20 protein-coding genes and 1 tRNA gene are annotated in these 18,694 nt (G+C 45.2%); 5 read left to right on the top strand and 16 right to left on the bottom strand.

From position 1 onward, the window contains the following. Positions 1–27: 27 nt before the first annotated feature. From F0232_RS13930 to F0232_RS13920, 3 genes are all read right to left on the bottom strand, one after another. Positions 28–549 carry an NADPH-dependent FMN reductase gene (locus F0232_RS13930; protein WP_105057447.1) on the bottom strand — a complete coding sequence of 174 codons (522 nt, stop codon included), beginning with the start codon at positions 547–549 and terminating at the stop codon, positions 28–30. 175 nt (positions 550–724) lie between these two features. Then, positions 725–988, bottom strand: coding sequence for a YfcL family protein (locus F0232_RS13925; protein ID WP_004737967.1), 264 nt, complete (start codon positions 986–988; stop codon positions 725–727). Positions 989–997: 9 nt separating this feature from the next. Continuing rightward, a complete protein-coding gene (locus tag F0232_RS13920) occupies positions 998–1,528 on the bottom strand; it encodes an elongation factor P hydroxylase (RefSeq protein WP_061033725.1) in 531 nt (176 codons plus the stop codon). 299 nt (positions 1,529–1,827) lie between these two features. On the opposite strand from F0232_RS13920, the gene F0232_RS13915 reads away from it, so the two are divergent. Further along, on the top strand, positions 1,828–2,451 hold the full coding sequence (locus tag F0232_RS13915; protein WP_061033724.1) for a trimeric intracellular cation channel family protein: 624 nt from the start codon (positions 1,828–1,830) through the stop codon (positions 2,449–2,451). A 71-nt stretch (positions 2,452–2,522) separates the two neighbouring features. Here the strand turns inward: F0232_RS13915 and aroC are convergent, their stop codons facing one another. Next, complete coding sequence (gene aroC / locus F0232_RS13910; RefSeq protein WP_061033762.1) at positions 2,523–3,608, bottom strand: chorismate synthase; 1,086 nt, start codon at positions 3,606–3,608, stop codon at positions 2,523–2,525. 268 nt (positions 3,609–3,876) lie between these two features. After that, positions 3,877–3,953, bottom strand: a tRNA-Arg gene (locus F0232_RS13905). A 211-nt stretch (positions 3,954–4,164) separates the two neighbouring features. Between F0232_RS13905 and folD the strand changes: the two genes are divergently transcribed. Beyond that, entirely contained in the window at positions 4,165–5,022 is an 858-nt protein-coding gene (gene folD, locus F0232_RS13900; protein ID WP_008221243.1) for a bifunctional methylenetetrahydrofolate dehydrogenase/methenyltetrahydrofolate cyclohydrolase FolD, read from the top strand. A gap of 118 nt (positions 5,023–5,140) precedes the next feature. Here the strand turns inward: folD and F0232_RS13895 are convergent, their stop codons facing one another. The 5 genes from F0232_RS13895 to F0232_RS13875 all read right to left on the bottom strand — a co-directional run bounded on the left by F0232_RS13895 (position 5,141) and on the right by F0232_RS13875 (position 10,947). Then, positions 5,141–6,955 carry a sodium:proton antiporter gene (locus F0232_RS13895; RefSeq protein WP_105057448.1) on the bottom strand — a complete coding sequence of 605 codons (1,815 nt, stop codon included), beginning with the start codon at positions 6,953–6,955 and terminating at the stop codon, positions 5,141–5,143. Positions 6,956–7,149: 194 nt separating this feature from the next. After that, the gene (locus F0232_RS13890) at positions 7,150–8,349 is read right to left on the bottom strand and encodes a NupC/NupG family nucleoside CNT transporter (RefSeq protein WP_105057449.1); all 1,200 of its coding nucleotides are present in this window, start codon (positions 8,347–8,349) and stop codon (positions 7,150–7,152) included. Between the two features lie 205 nt (positions 8,350–8,554). Continuing rightward, positions 8,555–9,475, bottom strand: a complete 921-nt coding sequence (locus F0232_RS13885; protein WP_105057859.1) for a LysR family transcriptional regulator — start codon at positions 9,473–9,475, stop codon at positions 8,555–8,557. Positions 9,476–9,627: 152 nt separating this feature from the next. Next, on the bottom strand, positions 9,628–10,626 hold the full coding sequence (locus F0232_RS13880; RefSeq protein ID WP_105057450.1) for a lytic transglycosylase domain-containing protein: 999 nt from the start codon (positions 10,624–10,626) through the stop codon (positions 9,628–9,630). A gap of 30 nt (positions 10,627–10,656) precedes the next feature. Next, on the bottom strand, positions 10,657–10,947 hold the full coding sequence (locus F0232_RS13875) for a YcgL domain-containing protein (RefSeq protein WP_004737952.1): 291 nt from the start codon (positions 10,945–10,947) through the stop codon (positions 10,657–10,659). A 220-nt stretch (positions 10,948–11,167) separates the two neighbouring features. On the opposite strand from F0232_RS13875, the gene minC reads away from it, so the two are divergent. Genes minC through minE form a run of 3 tightly spaced genes read left to right on the top strand, consistent with a single transcriptional unit; the run spans position 11,168 to position 12,934 of the window. Then, positions 11,168–11,830 (top strand): septum site-determining protein MinC, encoded by a 663-nt coding sequence (gene minC, locus F0232_RS13870; protein WP_061033720.1) that lies wholly within the window; start codon positions 11,168–11,170, stop codon positions 11,828–11,830. A gap of 21 nt (positions 11,831–11,851) precedes the next feature. After that, positions 11,852–12,664, top strand: coding sequence for a septum site-determining protein MinD (gene minD / locus F0232_RS13865; protein ID WP_008221225.1), 813 nt, complete (start codon positions 11,852–11,854; stop codon positions 12,662–12,664). 6 nt (positions 12,665–12,670) lie between these two features. Continuing rightward, positions 12,671–12,934: a cell division topological specificity factor MinE gene (gene minE, locus F0232_RS13860; RefSeq protein ID WP_004737949.1), complete on the top strand. Its 264-nt coding sequence runs from the start codon at positions 12,671–12,673 to the stop codon at positions 12,932–12,934. Positions 12,935–13,020: 86 nt separating this feature from the next. Here minE and rnd read toward each other — a convergent pair whose 3' ends face one another. From rnd to tsaB, 6 genes are all read right to left on the bottom strand, one after another. Beyond that, positions 13,021–14,139, bottom strand: coding sequence for a ribonuclease D (gene rnd, locus F0232_RS13855; protein WP_061033719.1), 1,119 nt, complete (start codon positions 14,137–14,139; stop codon positions 13,021–13,023). 143 nt (positions 14,140–14,282) lie between these two features. Next, complete coding sequence (fadD, locus tag F0232_RS13850) at positions 14,283–15,977, bottom strand: long-chain-fatty-acid--CoA ligase FadD (protein ID WP_017062375.1); 1,695 nt, start codon at positions 15,975–15,977, stop codon at positions 14,283–14,285. A gap of 106 nt (positions 15,978–16,083) precedes the next feature. Next, complete coding sequence (locus F0232_RS13845; RefSeq protein WP_105057451.1) at positions 16,084–16,935, bottom strand: alpha/beta fold hydrolase; 852 nt, start codon at positions 16,933–16,935, stop codon at positions 16,084–16,086. Positions 16,936–16,984: 49 nt separating this feature from the next. Then, positions 16,985–17,545, bottom strand: coding sequence for a Slp family lipoprotein (locus F0232_RS13840; protein WP_105057452.1), 561 nt, complete (start codon positions 17,543–17,545; stop codon positions 16,985–16,987). Between the two features lie 35 nt (positions 17,546–17,580). Then, positions 17,581–17,886: a hypothetical protein gene (locus F0232_RS13835; RefSeq protein WP_048610433.1), complete on the bottom strand. Its 306-nt coding sequence runs from the start codon at positions 17,884–17,886 to the stop codon at positions 17,581–17,583. 72 nt (positions 17,887–17,958) lie between these two features. Beyond that, positions 17,959–18,660, bottom strand: a complete 702-nt coding sequence (tsaB, locus tag F0232_RS13830) for a tRNA (adenosine(37)-N6)-threonylcarbamoyltransferase complex dimerization subunit type 1 TsaB (RefSeq protein ID WP_050645446.1) — start codon at positions 18,658–18,660, stop codon at positions 17,959–17,961. Between the last annotated feature and the right edge of the window lie 34 nt (positions 18,661–18,694).

Below are 18,694 nucleotides of genomic sequence, written 5' to 3'. Positions count from 1 at the left end.
TTTACTGGGTTTAAGCACTAATAAGAGTTAAAGCTTAGCGACGGCTTCTTTAATCTGCTGTGCGATCTCTTCGTTGCTGATAGCGCCAGATTCAAAGTCGAAGTTATCGTAGAAGCTTGGTACTGAAACCGATGCTTTAACGTTACCGCCAAAGTACGGTGCAGAACCTGTTGCCGCGCCAAGTACTGTTTGCGCACCACCAGGGCCAGGAGAAGTCGCTAGGTAAACCGCAGGCTTTTCGCCAAATACTGAACGCTCAATGCGTGTCGCCCAATCAAATAGGTTTTTATACGCTGCTGGGTAATGTCCGTTGTGTTCTGCGAAAGAGATAACAAATGCGTCCGCTTCTGCTAAGTCACGCAAAAATGCTTGCGCGCCTTCTGCTTGGCCGATCTCTTTTTCAGTGTCTTCACTGAACATAGGAACGTTATAATCAGTGATGTTGAGAACTTTTACGTCAGCACCTTCAATCAAGTTAGCTGCGTAAGTTGCTAGTGCTTTGTTGATAGAAGTAGAGCTTGTGCTTGCGCCGAATGCGATAACTTTCATGATATAACCCTTTCTGTAATCTCGTTAAGTGGGGTTAGAATAACGTAGTCAGAAAATGGCACCATCACAAGGATTGAACAGACTCATTCAAAAATTTCGAATGAGTCTCAAAATATTCACTGCTCAGCAAAATGGAAAGGAAGGGACTGAGCAGACGATGATAAATAACCCGCGATTAAGCTTGGTTTTGCAGCTCAACCCAAAGGTCATTCACAATGGTGCGATCTGCAGGTGTGAGTTCAGAGCGAGCATCATCTAGGCTCTTCTCAATGCGCGCTTTCACTTCTGCTAAATCTTCAATGCCTTCTTCTTCACATGAAGCCACTGAAAGAGAAATATGACCACGTAAGTAACCACCCGCAAACAGTTCGTCATCTGATGCGTTTTCAATGCGAGCATCAATTACTTCAAGTAGTTTTTCTTCAAATTCGATAATCATAATATTCTCTTATTTCACAATAAACTGGCTAGCACACAGAGGTTCTACATCGTAGAAGTCGCGCAACGCTTCAGAAAGCATTTTGACTCTTGGTGGAAGACCAACTTCTAGGATACCCATGACTTCGTTGTGTACTTTATTCATAAAGGCCAAACGATCTGGCTCAAAATCGCCGTGTAGATTGTCACAGCTAACATTAAAAGGAAAGCCTGCACTGGTTGCAATGATCCATTCATACGCTTGCGGGCGGATTTCTACCTTTTCAAACTCAGCTTGAACCGCTTCTGTTCGACCATCTGGCTCATACCAATAACCAAAATCTTCCAATAAACGACGCTCAGGACCCGCTACACACCAGTGCGCGATCTCGTGCAGTGCAGAGGCATAAAACCCGCGAGCAAACACTATACGATGGTGAGGAACCTGCTCATCGGCTGGTAGATAAATAGGCTCATCTTCACCCAGTTCGAGTTTAGTATTGAAGCTATCGAAAAAGGTTTGGTTGAAAATATTGATGATATCTGGATATTGGTGCGTCATAGAATCAAATTAAAGTAAAAAGAACAGGCGCATTTTGCGTTTTTTTGCGCGCACGGTAAAGCCCTATTAGGGGTAATGACATTCGCAATATCGTTGTCCTAGAGGTGGACAATCGATTGCAGCATCCAGATTACACCACTTTTAGGTGAATGATTAGTTTAGCTAATCTGAAATGCTCATTCACGGTACAAATATTCATTCGTCAATCACCTGTTTTACTACTACACTCGCGCTTCATTTTTATATCTCCAAGGCCTATAAGACTCCAATTTATAGACCTAAATAATAGAGCTACAGCAATGCTACTAAGTGTTTTGTATATCATTGGCATCACGGCAGAAGCCATGACCGGTGCTCTCAGTGCTGGTAAACAAAAAATGGATTGGTTTGGTGTAATGTTGGTTGCCAGCGCAACGGCGATTGGCGGTGGTACAGTGCGAGACATCTTGCTTGGTCACTACCCGTTAGGTTGGGTTGAGAACCCTGAATTTCTTGCGATTACTTGTGTGGCAGGCGTTGTCACAACAGGCCTAGCTAAGTGGGTTATTAAACTTAAAGGTTTGTTCATTCGCTTAGATGCGCTAGGTCTGATTGTATTCAGTATCATAGGCACTAAAGTGGCGATGAACATGGGCCTTCACCCAATGATCTGTATGGTATCAGCACTGGTTACTGGTGTATTTGGTGGTTTGCTGCGTGATCTTATCTGTCGTCAAACACCGCTGGTGCTGCATGAAGAGCTTTACGCCTCTATCGCATTGATTGCTTCAGGCTTATACCTAGGCTTACTCGAGTTTGGCATTAACGATGTCACTGCAACGATTGTGACACTTGTGGTGGGTTACTTGCTGCGTATGGCAGCTGTGAGATTCAAATGGCGCTTGCCTTCATTCCAGCTTGATCCTGAAAGCTCTGTGCATTAACAACGAATACCACTAGAAAACAAAAAGGGTTGCTCCAACAGGAAGCAACCCTTTTTTCATTCACTCAATCGTTAGATTTGAGGAGTATTCGTCGTTACGCCATGGTTCTGACCACGATGGCGTAATAGATGATCAAGTAGAACAATCGCTAGCATCGCTTCTGCAATTGGCACCGCACGAATACCAACACATGGATCGTGACGACCTTTAGTGATGAGCTGCGTCGCTTCACCATCTTTAGTGATAGTGTCACCCGGTACCGTAATGCTTGATGTTGGCTTAAGCGCAATGCTTGCCACAATATCTTGGCCAGTAGAGATACCACCTAAGATACCGCCAGCATGGTTGCTAGCGAAGCCTTCTGGCGTTAATGGATCACGGTGTTCGCTACCGCGTTGATTAACCACATCAAAGCCATCACCAATCTCAACGCCTTTCACAGCGTTAATGCTCATTAGTGCGTGCGCGATATCAGCATCTAAGCGATCAAAGATCGGCTCACCAAGGCCTACAGGCACTTTAGTCGCGACCACTTGAATCTTCGCACCGATCGAGTTGCCTTCTTTTAGTAGGTCACGAATCAGTTGGTCAAACTCAGGTACTTTATCTGCATCAGGGCAGAAGAAAGCGTTGTTTTCAACCTCGTTCCAATCCACTTTATCAATTGAGATATCGCCCATTTGAGAAAGGTAAGCTTGGATTTCAACACCAAATTCTTGTTTTAGGTATTTCTTTGCAATCGCACCAGCCGCAACACGCATTGCAGTTTCACGAGCTGAAGAACGACCACCACCACGGTAATCACGCACACCGTACTTTTGATGGTACGTGTAATCAGCGTGGCCTGGGCGGAATTTGTCTTTAATTTCGGAATAGTCTTTAGAGCGTTGGTCTGTATTTTCAATCAATAGACCAATAGAAGTACCCGTAGTTTGGCCTTCAAATACACCTGATAAAATCTTTACTTCATCTGCTTCACGGCGAGCCGTTGTATAGCGAGAAGTACCAGGGCGACGACGGTCCAAATCTTTTTGAAGGTCTGCTTCGGTAATTTCTAATCCTGGTGGGCACCCATCTACGATACATCCTAGTGCGATACCGTGACTTTCTCCGAACGTGGTCACGCGGAAATGTTGTCCGATACTGTTTCCTGCCATTACTTCCTCTAAATCAGCCATCAGCAGAAGGTTTGATTCCTAAACCCGCTGGTGAACAGCTTTACTTGTCTATTCTTCGTGAATTCATAGTGGCTTTATTACCAAATGATGTAAACCCCAAAAAAGGAACAATTTTAACTTTCTATTACATGAGCCGAACGAAATGAATAAGAGAAGGAAATAACTGGAGCTTTAAAAGAAGTGTTTTATGATGGGTGAAATGCAAAAAACCCGACAACTCAGAGAGCTATCGGGTTTCTTTAAATAATGGCACGCCCTGAAGGATTCGAACCTTCGACCACATCCTTAGAAGGGACGTGCTCTATCCAGCTGAGCTAAGGGCGCGCTACAGGAAGGAATTATACGAATTCGAATCATGAAAGCAACGGCTTTATGTAACATTCTGATCTAAGTGAGTAAAAAAAGGGCAACAAACATATAAGTGTTGGAAAATAGAGCAAAGCAATCGTTTGCTTGATGGTAATCAAAAAGATTTTCTGGAATAATGCGCCAAAAACATCAGCCACTAACTTGAATATCAATACTAAGGAAATTCATGACTGCTCAAAATATTGATGGAAAGCTAATTTCTCAAACGGTTCGCTCCGAAGTTGCTGCACGTGTAAAAGCTCGTACTGAAGCTGGATTACGCGCTCCGGGCCTAGCGGTTGTTTTAGTGGGTGAAGACCCTGCTTCTCAGGTTTACGTTGGTAGTAAGCGTAAAGCGTGTGAAGAAGTTGGCTTCGTATCTAAATCTTACGATTTGCCAGCCACTGCAACAGAAGATGAACTGTTAAACCTAGTAGACCAACTAAACCAAGACCCAGAGATCGACGGTATTCTGGTTCAACTGCCTCTACCTGCTGGTATCGATAGCACTCACGTTCTTGAGCGCATCACACCAGAGAAAGACGTTGATGGCTTCCACCCATACAATGTCGGCCGTTTGGCTCAACGTATGCCTAAGCTTCGCTCTTGTACGCCAAAAGGTATCATCACGCTGCTTGACCGTTACAACATCGATTTACGTGGCAAGCACGCGGTTGTTGTTGGCGCTTCAAACATCGTAGGCCGCCCAATGACTCTAGAACTACTTTTAGCGGGTTGTACGACGACGACATGTCACCGTTTCACCAAAGACCTTGAAGGCCACGTACGTCAAGCAGACGTTGTTGTGGTTGCTGTAGGTAAGCCTAACTTCATTCCTGGTGCATGGATTAAGAAAGGTGCAGTTGTGGTCGATGTTGGTATCAACCGTTTAGAATCTGGCAAACTAGTCGGTGACGTTGAATACGATGTCGCGAAAGAGAGCGCAAGCTTCATCACACCTGTACCGGGTGGTGTTGGCCCAATGACAGTGGCGAGCTTAATCGAGAATACTATGATCGCTTGCGAGCAGTTTCACTCGAAGTAATCTGTAACGCAATATAAATTAAATGAGAAAGCCGCAGCGTGATATACGCTGCGGCTTTTTTAATATTAAGCGATACACTTCGGATACAAAGCTAATCGCTTTTGATAAAGAGCATTTGCTACTTATCCGGAGCCTCGCCTTTTTCTGCCAGATCTGACGGCGGCAACAAACTGATGATCTCACACTCCGTTGATATGAATTTTTCTAAGTCAGCCCCTTGAGTAATTAAACGGAAATCACCGCCATTGATAACTCCAAGTAAAATCGCTTTAGGATACAAAGCATTAAACTCATTCAGATCAAATGCCTCTGTCAGCCCTGTACTCTTAATTTGACAGCCTTGAGCCATTAACGAATTAAGCTTGGAGTAGGTCACGCCTTCCTCAAATAGACTTCGGTTGCCATCTCGACTCACTTGGTGTCTCTCGTGCTTGCTTTCTGGTGACTCAAGCTCAAAAACCTTATTGGCACCAAACTCGTCTTGATAATGCATGCTGACTAACGGGTTAGTTTGGCGATAAGGTGAGACAATCATCGCTCGCCCTATCCCATCCAGTTCCAAATTGTTTTCCGCGTGACTGGAAGCTGGGTTACCAAAGTAGACATTCAAGCTATCCATACGCGCCAAGCGAATACTCTCCCAGTTGGTATCCGCAAGCACACTATTGATGTTATGAGTCGCGAGCACCTTGGCAAACTGTCTTGCGAAGTGGGTGGCACCAAAGAAGATAACCCCTTGCGCTTTCTCTTGAGTGACACCTAGCCTTCTCGCCCACCAACTTGCGGTTAAACTCTGAATAACAACCGTGCCGATAATGACCAAGAACACCATGGGCACCAGCAGATCTGCCCCATCAATCAATTGCTTCTCTTGAAGTTTGATCGCAAACAGAGAAGAAACCGCTGCAGCCACGATCCCGCGCGGCGCCATCCAGCTCAAAAACCATTTATCTGCAGAACTAAGATCCGTGCCGATCCCGCTGATCCACACACTTAACGGGCGAGCCACCAGCATAACCACCGCTAACAACCCTATACCGCCCCAACCTATCGACAGGAACGCGCCCGAATCGAGCCGACTGGCTAACAAAATAAACAGCGCAGAAATGAGCAGCACAGTCAGAGTTTCCTTGAATTCGATGATGTCTTCGATATCCAAGCCTTTCACATTGGCAAGCCAGATCCCCATGATGGTCACGGTTAACAAGCCCGACTCTTCACTCAAGTCATTAGAAAACGAGAACGCCGCCAACATTAACGTCAGCACTGCCACATTACGCAAATAGTGTGGCACCCAATGCCCTTGCAGCATCTTGGCAATCAAATGGCCACCGATGATCCCTAAGCTTAAACCAATAGCCAAAGTCAGCCCAAGCGCAAACAACACGTGACCGGTAGGGTCGGCTGAAGAGACAATGTATTCGTAAACCAGAACCGCAAACAGAGCGCCTATTGGGTCAATCACAATACCTTCCCAGCGCAAAATGCTGCCAAGAGAAGCTTTGGGCTGAATACTACGCAGCATAGGCACAATCACTGTCGGGCCCGTCACCACTACCAAGGCTCCAAATAGCGCTGCTAATGGCCAACTAAAGTTAACAAAGTAATAAGCACCGACCACGATACACGCCCATGTAATCAGCATGCCGACACTCACTAGATGAGTCACCATGCGACCATGGCCTCTGATCTCCTTGAAATTAAGCGTCAATGCGCCTTCAAACAGAATGATGGCAACACCTAATGAAATCAGCGGAAATAGCACTTCGCCAAAAATGGCATCTGGGTTAAGGACATTTAAACCGGGGCCCAATAGCAGGCCGACAATGAGAAGAGGGAGAATAGCGGGAAGACGCAAACGCCAGCCAAGCAGTTGACAGGCTAAAGACAAAAGTCCAATTAGCGCCAAAGAAGAAGTAATCGACAAATCCATTTATGCCTCTAAATAATTGGTGCCACACCCTGTGGTCCAAATCTGTTTACTGAAACAAGAAAGCCTACGTCATTAAACTATAGGCTCTCTTTTTCGTGCTAACCGAATATTATTGTGATTAATCAGTCACTTTACTATAGGGGAAATAAAGTAACTGACTCATCCACTCGGTGCTTAATGATTAAACTAGGTACTTACAGTGAAAGTACCACGCCAGCAATCGCTGCACTCATTAGGTTAGCAAACACACCTGCACAAATCGCTTTAAAGCCGTATTGTGAGATGAAAGAGCGACGCTCTGGTACCAAGCTACCCAGACCACCAATCAGAATCGCCATCGTTGAGATGTTAGCAAAGCCACACAGTGCGAAGGTAACGATCGCTTGTGAATGCTCGCTAAGTACCTCTTTCGCGTCCATTAACTGGATGAAAGCGACAAACTCGTTCACAACAATCTTGTTACCGATCAGTGAACCTGCCACAACAGCTTCAGACCACGGCACACCGATCAGCCATGCAACGGGTGCGAACACATAACCTAGGATAAGTTCGAAGCTTAGGTTTACGCCAAACCAGCCCCCAACAATACCTAGCAAGCCATTCAGCATTGCAATCACACTGATAAAGGCAAGAAGTGTCGCACCCACCGCAACGGCAATACGAAGTCCAGACATAGCCCCATCTGCCATTGCCTCAACTACGTTTGTTGCTCGTGGAATTTCAACATCAGACTCAATGTTTTCTTGAACATCGTCAGCACTACCTGGTACTAAGATTTTAGCCATCAACAAACCTGCCGGTGCAGACATGAATGCCGCTGCGATCAAATAGTTTAGGTCTACACCTAGTGACGCATAACCAACAAGCGTACCACCAGCAACAGATGCCAAACCACACACCATCACTGCGAACAGTTGTGAATCCGTCATGTGTTTCAAGTAAGGCTTAACCACCAATGGTGCTTCAATCATGCCAACGAAGATATTTGCTGTCGCAGACAGGGATTCAGCACGGCCTGTGCCCAAGAACTTCTGTAGCGCACCACCGATAAGGTTGATCACTTTTGGCATAAAACCGATGTGGTACAAACCAGAGATAAGCGCAGAGAAAAAGATAATGATGCCCAGAACATTAATCGCGAAAACGAAACCGTTGTTCGTAAGGCCACCAAATAGGAAGTTAATCCCTTCTTGACCATAGTTGATCAAGCTAGATACCGCACCTGTGGCTGCATTCAACGCTTCTTTACCCATTGGTACATACAGAACCAATAGCGCGAATGAGATTTGTAATAAGAAAGCCAGAGAGACTGTTCTTAGTGGAATATTTTTTCTGTCCGTAGATAGTAACCAAGCGGCAACTAAAATAGTAATAATTCCAAGTAGCGAAGCCATGTGCGTCAACCTAAAAGTTGTAGTTAGGAAAGGCGACGCATTCTATAGAGGAAATCGTTTGCGGCAAGCGGCGGTTGTTAATGTGATGTTGGGGTAATCACTCTTGAGCAATGATTTTAATTAAGTTATTGAATTTTAATAATTAACTTTGATTAAAAAGCATACTTTTTCCATATGGAAATTATATTTATAGATTTGGAAACAGTTAACGATGCAGTTCAACGCAAGTTTTTAGGTTTTCATCCCAGTAGGTTGGCGATCCGATATGATCTTTTATGAACTCAATCACCGCAGAAAGCTTCTTCGGCATGTTCTTTCGACTCGGATACACAGCATAGAACGGCATCAGCTGACTCGCTCTCCATTCCGGCAAGACTTGGATTAATTTGCCCGTTCTGAACTCTTCCTTCACTAAGTAAGTGGCCAAGTAAGCCACGCCCCACCCGGATACCGCTGCGTCTCGAACTGCCTCAGCTAAATCCACCGAGTAATCCCCGGCCACTTTAACACTAAGATTCTCTTGTCCGTTATCAAACGCCCACGATGTGTAGTCTCGCTCTCGGCTGCGATAGATAAGACAGTTGTGGTCGATCAAATCAGACGGTACGTGTGGTGTCCCGGCTTTAATCAGGTAATCGGGCGATGCGGCTACCACAAACTGGCTATCAGCTAATCGCTGCGCAATGTACCCTTCTGGCAAGTCTTCATTATTGGTGATCCAAAGATCTAGACGCTCTTCAATCATATCTACTTTGTAATCGAACAGGTGGACTTCGATTCTCAACTGAGGATACAACTGTCTGAGCTCATCAATCGCGGGAATGATATGTAAGGTGCCAAATGACTGCGACAGCCCAACACGCAGTATTCCAGAGATATCATCACGCTGGCTGTCCATATCCATTTGAGCCGCTTTTACCGTATTAAACAGTTGCTCACAGTGCTGATAGAACACTTCCCCCGCTTCAGTTAGCGTGAGGCTACGTGTGGTTCGTTGGACCAACTTGATACCAATAGAGTCTTCAAGCAAAGCAACTTGCTTACTGATATGAGACACCGAAACGTTCAAGCTTTTTGCAGCACTGGTAAAGCCTTCATGCTTGATCAACGCATGGAATATCACCATCTGTGCAGCTCTATCTGTTAGCACAAGACCACCTTCTTAAAACTCTAAAATATAAAATCAAAAAGGACTCCGAAGAGTCCTTTAGTTCGTTCTGCCTATGGTAGGCCAAATGCTATCAAAGCAAGCCATACCGATTAATACAATTAGGTCTACTAATCAAACTTGATTCTGTCTGCTAGATGGCTAACAGCCAAAGCAAAGTAGTAAGAACGATTCCACTTCATTAACACATTGTAGTTGTTGTAAACGAGGTAAGAACGACCCGCTTCGTCATCTGGCATGATTAACCAAGCTTTAATGTCTTCATCAAGGCTAGGTAATGGGCGATCGTCATAACGCTTAATACCAAGTTCAGACCACTCTTTTAGGTATTTCGCTTTGTCTTCAGAACGACCTCGCAAATCAATAGACACCGTTGATGGTACGTGAACCTGACGGCCCCAAGTGTACTTGTCGTCCCAACCGGATTGGCTCAGATAATTCGCCGCCGAGGCAAATACATCTTCTTCCGTACCCCAGATATCTTTCTTACCATCGCCATTGCCATCAGCGGCATACGCTAAGAATGAGCTAGGCATAAACTGAGGTTGACCCATAGCACCAGCCCAAGAGCCTTTCATCTCTTTTGGTGTGATATGGCCTTGGTCAAGAATAGTTAACGCCGCCATCGCTTCACTGCGGAAAAACGCTTCTCTGCGCCCTTCGTAAGCCATAGTTGTTAAAGCATCGATAACGCTGTAATTACCGGTGAATTTACCGAAGTTACTCTCAACGCCCCATAAAGCGACAATGAATCGCGGCTGAACGCCATATTCATCACCAATGCGCTTTAACGCTTTGTAATGCTTCTTATACAGTGATCTTGCTTGCTTCACTTTCCAATCTGGCACTGCTCGTGGAATATACTCATCCAGAGTCAGTTTCTTTTCAGGTTGGTTTTTATCCGCTTTGACCGCTCTTGGCTTAAACGTTACACCATCAAAGGCTTCATCAATGATCGCTTCAGAAATGCCTTCTTCACGGCCTTGTTGCTTTAGTTTTTCTACATATTGCTCAAAGCTCAGTTCTTGAGCCTGTACTGAGCCAATGGTCAGGCTATTACCTAAAAGTAATGCCGACACCGCCAATATGCTTTTCGAAAATTTACTCAACGATCACTCCTCCCTGAATTGAGATAGTTATCACTCTTCGTCTTGATTGTTTTGCTGAGCTTTGCGCTCTTTGTACAGCTCAAGTTCGTTTACTGGTGGAGGCGGAACTTGCAAAAAGAAACCATCGGTGTTCAGTGATTCTCTCACCTTATCGATGTTCACTTGAGCCAGTTTGCGGCCATCCATTTTAATTACCATTACAAAACTAGGTTTACCAAACATTTGCATCAATGCGTCAGGAACTTGTGAAAAATCATCCTTCTTCGGGATATAAAGGTATGTTCCTTCTTTCTTTGAGCTTTTATATATAGAACACAGCATGACAAACCTTTTTAATTGATTATGACTACAAAACTCTCACATGCGAGATCAATAGTTTATGTTAGGGAAATATTGGGAACAAAACGTTCATTTGACAACAAGATTACTTGCTGTGCTTGGTTTGGGAATATAACATGATAAACCTAGTTTCAGGCAATGCCCTTTATTTTATTCATAAAGAAATTGTACCAATTCGCTATTGAGGTCCTGTAGTTTTTCGATGTCTAGTAATCCAGATCTAAAAGGTAGCAGCTTTACGCTATCTGTTTTGCACTTATCCGATGATCAAGTCGAAAATGCAGTCTCTTTTCTTCAAGAGAAGGTAGACCAAGCGCCCACTTTTTTTGCTGCCGCACCTGTGGTTATCAACATCAGTAAAGTGGCTGGCGATATCGACTTCGTAAAACTCAAAGATGGTATCTCTCAAGCGGGTATGATTCCGGTTGGCGTCGCTGGCTGTTCTGACAAACGTATGCAAAACCTCGCGAGGGAAGCTGGCTTTGCAGTAATGACAGCAAGTAAGTCTCCATCGCAAGCGCCTGCTAAGATGGCACCAATTAAAGTGGTTCGAACCCCAATTCGTTCTGGTCAGCAGGTATACGCAAAAGATGGCGACCTATTAATCCTAAGCCACGTAAGTGCAGGTGCAGAAGTGATTGCCGATGGCAGCATCCATATTCATGGCACGTTACGCGGCCGCGCGATTGCGGGCGCAAGTGGTCAAACTGAAGCAAAAATAATTTGTAATGATTTACAAGCCGAGTTGGTTTCTATTGCAGGAAATTACTGGCTCAGCGATCAAATTGAAAGCGAGTACTGGCAGAAGAAAACCATGTTCAGTATGGCAAACGATGTATTACACGTTGACGTCCTCGCAATATAAGAGAAATAAAAGGAAAAAATAATGGCACGCATTATCGTTGTAACGTCAGGTAAAGGCGGGGTAGGCAAAACGACCTCTAGTGCAGCTATTGCCTCTGGTCTGGCTCTAAAAGGAAAGAAAACCGCAGTTATCGACTTTGATATCGGTCTGCGTAACCTGGATTTAATCATGGGTTGTGAGCGTCGTGTTGTTTACGACTTCGTTAACGTTATCAATGGTGAAGCAACGCTTAACCAAGCGATGATCAAAGATAAGCGCACAGAAAACCTATTCATTCTCCCTGCTTCTCAAACTCGTGATAAAGATGCACTAACCAAAGACGGTGTTCGTCGCGTATTTGATGAACTGGATGAGATGGGCTTTGATTTCATCATCTGTGATTCTCCAGCGGGTATCGAGCAAGGCGCTCTAATGGCGTTGTACTTTGCTGATGAAGCAATTGTAACGACCAACCCTGAAGTCTCTTCTGTACGCGACTCAGACCGTATTCTAGGTATTCTTGACTCTAAATCTCGTCGTTCAGAGGACGGCTTGGAGCCTGTGAAAACTCACCTTCTACTGACTCGCTACAACCCAGCTCGCGTAAATCAAGGCGAGATGCTGAGTGTTGAAGATGTTGAAGAGATCCTACACATTTCTCTACTGGGCGTAATCCCTGAGAGCCAAGCGGTACTGAACGCATCGAACAAAGGTGTTCCAGTGATCTTTGACGAAGCAACCGACGCAGGTATGGCTTACAATGATACTGTAGAGCGACTACTAGGTAGCCAAGTTGACTTCCGCTTCTTAACGGAACAGAAGAAAGGCATCTTCAAACGACTGTTCGGGGGCTAATACGCAATGTCATTACTAGAGTTTTTCAGACCACAGAAGAAGACCACTGCAAACCTAGCCAAAGAGCGTTTGCAAATCATTGTTGCAGAACGACGCAGCCATGACGACCCAGCGCCGTCTTACCTGCCGCAACTAAAAGAAGACATCTTGAAGTGTATTGCTAAGTACGTAGAAGTGGATCCATCAATGGTTGACCTTACGTTCGAACACAAAGATGACGATATCTCAGTATTAGAGCTGAACGTTAAACTGCCTGAAGACGATAAGTAATCATCACTATCTCGTCAGCAGATTGATTAAAAAAGAGAGCCTAGGCTCTCTTTTTTGTGTCTGCGTTTTGTTCTTAAACAGTTTGGCTATTTGATTGCTTTATTCAGCCTCTCGCCAACCAGATCTAAACGCCAACCTTGCATCACATCCGGCAGTTTTTCTGGATTACGATCGTGCTTCCAAACCCAACTCAACATTTGGTTTAGTTGCTTCTTCGATGCCAAAAATTCAGTCGCTAGGCCACTGTGTTGCGAAGCGGTTTTCACTTCATCTTTCAACACTTTAAAGACTTGCTTATAGCCCGGGTAGTCCATCAAGCGTTCAACTGGTGCTGGGTACTCTTCTTCTGGCGTGTGTTCCGCTAACTTAACGATTGAGCTGATCTTCGCGCCATGACGACGTACAGAGCGGAAATCAAAACCTTCTTCTTCCATACGCTTCGGATTCTTAATCGCAAAACGCGCGACAGCCCAAAGATCTTGTTCTTTAAAGATAAAGTTCAATGCGAGATCGCGCTTAATCGCTTCTTTCAAACGCCACGTTGCAAGTGGTCTTAAGATAGCAAGTTGCTGTGGCTTCAGTTGCCATGCGCCTTTGATATCAAGGTAAGCCGTGTCTGGGTTTACTTTGCGGATACGCTTAGCTACTTGTAAGTCAGACTCTTGTTGCGCCGCTTCCCACCAGCCCGCTTCCATCACTTTCTCAAGAAGCTTATTGTACATAGGCATTAGGTAATGAACGTCTGCTGCCGCGTAGTCGAGTTGCTTTTGAGAAAGCGGACGCGCCAGCCAATCGGTACGAGATTCACTCTTATCTAAATCCACACCAACAAACTCTGAAACCAAAGCAGCAAAGCCTGTTGATAAGCCATGCCCTAAGAACGCAGCCATGATTTGAGTATCGACCATTGGGGTTGGTGTACAATCAAATGCGTTCTGGAATACTTCTAAATCTTCACCGCATGCGTGTAACACTTTCAGTACTGAAGCGTCTTTCAATAGCCCAACGAACGGTGTCATTTCATCAAGAGCAATAGGGTCAATCAGAGACAGCGTTTCGCCGTCAAATAACTGAATCAAGCCTAATTGAGGGTAATAGGTTCTTGTACGAACAAACTCCGTATCAAGCATAACGACATCGGCTTCACGTGCTTGTTGGCAAACTCGCTCAAGGTCTTTCAATTGGGTAATGATTTGATAATCCACAAAAACTCTCACAGGTTTCTATTTGATCGCCGGATACAAAAATGCCGACATTAACTGTCGGCATTCTAACACCATTTTTCAGCGCTCGCTTAGATTAAGCGCCTCTATGGTTATGGTGCAGTGCTTTCTCGTAAACGGGCTAATTATTCGCTAGCGCGTTTCGCAAGTTCTGCATCATTTTCTTCACGCAGTACGCGGCGTAAGATCTTACCTACGTTAGTCTTTGGAAGATCATCTCTGAACTCGACTAATTTAGGGATCTTGTAACCCGTTAAGTGCTCACGACAGTGCGCGATAATGTCTTCTTTGGTCAGGCTAGGGTCACGCTTAACCACGTAGATCTTAACTAACTCACCAGACACTTCATGAGGCTGGCCGATAGCTGCTACTTCTAACACTTTACCGTGCAGAGCCACGACGTCTTCAATCTCGTTCGGGTAGACGTTGAAGCCTGATACAAGAATCATGTCTTTCTTACGGTCAACGATGTACAACAAGCCTTCGTCATCAAACTTAACGATGTCACCTGTCGATAACCAACCGTCTTGATCGATCACTTCTTTGGTCGCTTCAGGGCGCTGCCAGTAGCCTTGCATTACCTGAGGACCACGAACTTGTAGCTCGCCTACTTGGTCATTAGCAATAACCTTGCCTTCATCATCAACAATACGAACTTCTGTCGATGGTACAGGTAGGCCAATAGCACCTGTGTAGTCTTTCAGGTCGTATGGGTTACCTGTTACTAGTGGTGAACACTCAGTTAAGCCATAGCCTTCCAATAGGTGAATGCCTGTCGCTTTCTTCCATTGCTCAGCAACAGCGCGTTGAACCGCCATGCCGCCGCCAACAGATAGGCGTAGGTTACTGAAATCCAACTCGTGGAAATCTTCGTTATTAACTAGTGCATTAAACAAGGTGTTTACGCCGGTAATTGCGGTAAACGGAACCTTTTGCAGCTCTTTAATAAAGCCAGGAATGTCACGAGGGTTAGTAATTAGAAGGTTACGCCCCCCCATCTCTACAAACAGTAAGCAGTTCACCGTCAGTGCAAATACGTGGTAAAGCGGTAATGCCGTTACAACCAACTCGCGGCCTTCTTGCAGAACAGGACCGTAAGCCCCTTTCGCTTGAAGTACGTTCGCAATCATATTGCGGTGCGTTAGGATTGCGCCCTTCGCTACACCCGTAGTACCACCTGTGTACTGCAGGAACGCGATGTCATCACCCGCCATGAACGGCTTCACATATTGAAGACGACGACCTTTGTGCAGCGCTTTTCTGAATGAGATAGCACCCGGCAGATCATACTTAGGCACCATGCCTTTAACGTATTTCACTACGAAGTCAACAATTGTCCCTTTCGCACGTGGCAGCATTTGCCCTAGGCTAGTTAGAACAACGTGTTTAACCGGTGTGTTATCAACGACTTTCTCTAAAGTGCTCGCAAAGTTAGATACGATAACAATCGCCTTTGCACCAGAATCGTTCAGTTGATGTTCAAGCTCACGAGGTGTGTACAGTGGGTTGACGTTCACTGCAATCATACCTGCACGCAATACACCAAATAGTGCAATTGGGTATTGCAGTAGGTTTGGCATCATTAGCGCGACGCGATCGCCCTTCTTCAGTTTCAAGTCATTCTGTAGGTAAGCGGCAAAAGCACGGCTGCGCTCTTCAAGCTTACGGAATGTCATAATCGAGCCCATGTTCTCGAATGCAGGTTGGTCCGCGTACTTCTGTACCGACTGTTCAAACATTTCTACAAGAGATGGGTACTGATCTGGGTTGATCGTTTCTGGTACGTCACTTGGATAACGTGAAAGCCAAGGTTTATCCACGATGTTACTCCTCGTTTATCAGCTGACGACTGCTTCGCCGCTTTTTATCATTGCGGTATTACAGCACAGCTTTAGTGCATGAGCACTAAAAGGCTCAAACACTTGTTTAAATTTTGTTAACTACACCAAGAATTAGCTCGGAAACTAGCTCTGGGCTCTCTAAATGACAATGATGTCCACCAGGAACAGTCTCTATATGCAGAGGACTATGCACTGATTTGTAGCGATTATGCTGCAAATGTCGGAATCCATCATTCCCAAGGATTATCAATTGAGGGCATTCAATAGCCGCCATAATCGCTTCAGCGTGCGCCTGTGACATTCGATATAACGAGTCACATTTTAGATTATGGTCGCATCGCCATTGCCAAGAGTTCTCGAACTCGACAATACCTCGCTCAACAATAGGAGCGATTAATTCAGCATTAATTTGGTTGGCGTGAGCTCTCAGCTTAATAGCATCCTCAAGGCTTGCCAGAGGACGTGAAGGCTTTCTTCGCTGTCGAAGACGACTGAGTACCCCATCCCTCAAGCGAGAGACTGTTTCGTGGGGAGCTTCAGAAAGAGGTCCGTGACCTTCAATTTGAATTAATCCTGACACCTTTTCAGGAAAGGCGGCACTATAGCAACTTGCTATCAATGCACCAAGTGAATGTCCTACCAGCACCAGTCTGTTTGGCGATAATTTAGTCACCAACTGATGCAAGTCATCAATATAATCATGAAATGGGTAGTAACTTCCCGATTTGTGCGACGAGAAGCCGTGTCCGAAGAGATCGATAGCAACAAGGTGAGCATTGGGCGCAAACTTGGCGACTTGCTGCATAACCTGATTAAAGCTGGACGAATTATCCAACCACCCATGAATAAAAACGACCGTCTTTGCGGTCGTTTGTGGGTTGCCAATCTGTTGTGTTGCAAGCGTCCCGCTCGCGAGGGAGTATGACTTTTCAATCATCAAACATGTAGTTCCATCTGTTTGCGCAATCAACGTGGAATAAAGTTAATTACTCTACGTCCTGTATCACTCGGCCTTGTCTTGGCATCGTTTGAAAGCTGCGGCAATGTAAACTCCTGCACGAGTAGTAGGTTGGTGCAAAATCGTTAACAACAACGCGCTCAGTAATGTTCCACAGACGTTGGTTGTCCACTTGCATCACAGGGAAGGTGTAAGGGTATTCCCCTATTTTTCCATCTTCACTCCCGCTTGACTGACCAACTAGTGTAATCAGACGGCCTTCTGCAAAACTTAGAGGCTCTACGTACCCTTCAATATAACCAACAAAACGTCCGCTTGGCTCTGCGTCTAGATCTGGCTTACCGCTACTCGAAATCGGCATATTAGCGACTTCGATTCGAGTCTTATCTTTCAAGTTGGTCACTTTAGAGATAACGCCACCCAATCGAACACTTTGCGCATCCGGTAGTTGGTCGACCCACTGTTGGTAATCACTAATTACAGGCTCTGATTTTGCTTCAAGCTCACTAGGAAGTGATGAACACCCGGCAAGTACCAAGACACCAAGAGAAAAGGCTATTAAGCGTAATTTAGAGAGATAATTTGACATGGTTCTGGTCCTTAAACAGGCATTAATAAGAAGCTCTAGATGTAGATATCGACACCGATAAGCTTTGCAAGTTCTTCTTTCTTCGCCTGATTCATTACATCCATATACTCTTCCATAGCCTTACGTCCTCGGCCCTCTGGAAGATCATACTGGATTTGAGCCTTGTGCAGTTCAGACTCTTTAACTTGACGAATAGAATGAGAAACAGCATTAGCCACCTTAGTCGGTTGCCCAACCGCAGTGCTAGCATCAGATTTTTTTGCCTGCTCCTTCTTTTTAATTCGATTCGGCTTAGACGTATTGCCTATCGAAGAAGGGGGTAAGTTGTTAATTGATACCATGACTAAATATCTGCCCTCTCAAATCTAAATAATACGCATTTAGACCTAATTTGCATCAGAACCTTGTGAAAATTATTCGCGACCTGGCAGTTTCTTCCAAGTCACTTTGTCACGAAGATAAACTGGCTCAGACTCTTCTGCTGCAACCGCTTTACCTTCTGCATAAGCGAATTGAGCAAGGAACGCCATATCTTGAGCTTCTGGGAATAGCACTTCACACGCTTTGGTGTTGATCGCAAGTGTATCCATATGCTCGGCATAAGCTTCCCAGCCGGTACCGACTTTCGCCCATGTTTCAGAATCTGCTTCTAACTGCGCAGCCAATTCACTTGGTGGCGTTACACATTCGGCATCAATCGCAGTCCAACGACCATCTTGTTCGCGGCTGTAACGAGCCCAGTACACTTCGCTCATACGCGCATCAATCGCTGTCGCAACATGAGTTTCACCAAATTTACGGTAACTGCCTTGCGCCATCGCTGCCAGTGTAGAGACACCGATCATCGGTAAATCAGCACCAAAAGCTAAGCCTTGAGCAATACCAATACCAATACGCACACCCGTGAAACTGCCTGGGCCTTGGCCAAACGCGATAGCATCGATATCGGTTAAAGCGACATTCGCTTCTTTCAGTACTTCATCCACCATAGGTAGAATTTTTTTCGTATGGTCTCGAGGAGCCTCTTCGCTACGTGCGAACACCTGGTCACCCATTACTAATGCAACTGAACAGTTTTCAGTTGCGGTATCTACTGCAAGAATTTTCGCGCTCATTTGTGTCTCAAATATCTGTTATCTAATCTAAAAA

This window comes from Vibrio sp. T3Y01 (genome assembly GCF_013114525.1).
In the GTDB taxonomy this organism is placed as follows: Bacteria; Pseudomonadota; Gammaproteobacteria; order Enterobacterales; family Vibrionaceae; genus Vibrio; species Vibrio chagasii_B.
Note: the sequence above shows the minus strand (reverse complement) of the source record. Positions and strands in the feature narration are given on the sequence as shown.

What these genes read in the sequence shown, in the direction of transcription:
- F0232_RS13925 (WP_004737967.1), bottom strand. Translation starts at nt 988, where the DNA reads ATGATTATCGAATTTGAAGAAAAACTACTTGAAGTAATTGATGCTCGC.
- minC (WP_061033720.1), top strand. Translation starts at nt 11,168, where the DNA reads ATGTCTAGTAATCCAGATCTAAAAGGTAGCAGCTTTACGCTATCTGTT.
- folD (WP_008221243.1), top strand. Translation starts at nt 4,165, where the DNA reads ATGACTGCTCAAAATATTGATGGAAAGCTAATTTCTCAAACGGTTCGC.
- F0232_RS13840 (WP_105057452.1), bottom strand. Translation starts at nt 17,545, where the DNA reads ATGTCAAATTATCTCTCTAAATTACGCTTAATAGCCTTTTCTCTTGGT.
- F0232_RS13885 (WP_105057859.1), bottom strand. Translation starts at nt 9,475, where the DNA reads ATGGTGATATTCCATGCGTTGATCAAGCATGAAGGCTTTACCAGTGCT.
- F0232_RS13930 (WP_105057447.1), bottom strand. Translation starts at nt 549, where the DNA reads ATGAAAGTTATCGCATTCGGCGCAAGCACAAGCTCTACTTCTATCAAC.
- minD (WP_008221225.1), top strand. Translation starts at nt 11,852, where the DNA reads ATGGCACGCATTATCGTTGTAACGTCAGGTAAAGGCGGGGTAGGCAAA.
- F0232_RS13895 (WP_105057448.1), bottom strand. Translation starts at nt 6,955, where the DNA reads ATGGATTTGTCGATTACTTCTTCTTTGGCGCTAATTGGACTTTTGTCT.
- F0232_RS13915 (WP_061033724.1), top strand. Translation starts at nt 1,828, where the DNA reads ATGCTACTAAGTGTTTTGTATATCATTGGCATCACGGCAGAAGCCATG.
- F0232_RS13845 (WP_105057451.1), bottom strand. Translation starts at nt 16,935, where the DNA reads ATGATTGAAAAGTCATACTCCCTCGCGAGCGGGACGCTTGCAACACAA.
- F0232_RS13875 (WP_004737952.1), bottom strand. Translation starts at nt 10,947, where the DNA reads ATGCTGTGTTCTATATATAAAAGCTCAAAGAAAGAAGGAACATACCTT.
- F0232_RS13835 (WP_048610433.1), bottom strand. Translation starts at nt 17,886, where the DNA reads ATGGTATCAATTAACAACTTACCCCCTTCTTCGATAGGCAATACGTCT.
- aroC (WP_061033762.1), bottom strand. Translation starts at nt 3,608, where the DNA reads ATGGCAGGAAACAGTATCGGACAACATTTCCGCGTGACCACGTTCGGA.
- F0232_RS13890 (WP_105057449.1), bottom strand. Translation starts at nt 8,349, where the DNA reads ATGGCTTCGCTACTTGGAATTATTACTATTTTAGTTGCCGCTTGGTTA.
- minE (WP_004737949.1), top strand. Translation starts at nt 12,671, where the DNA reads ATGTCATTACTAGAGTTTTTCAGACCACAGAAGAAGACCACTGCAAAC.
- tsaB (WP_050645446.1), bottom strand. Translation starts at nt 18,660, where the DNA reads ATGAGCGCGAAAATTCTTGCAGTAGATACCGCAACTGAAAACTGTTCA.
- F0232_RS13920 (WP_061033725.1), bottom strand. Translation starts at nt 1,528, where the DNA reads ATGACGCACCAATATCCAGATATCATCAATATTTTCAACCAAACCTTT.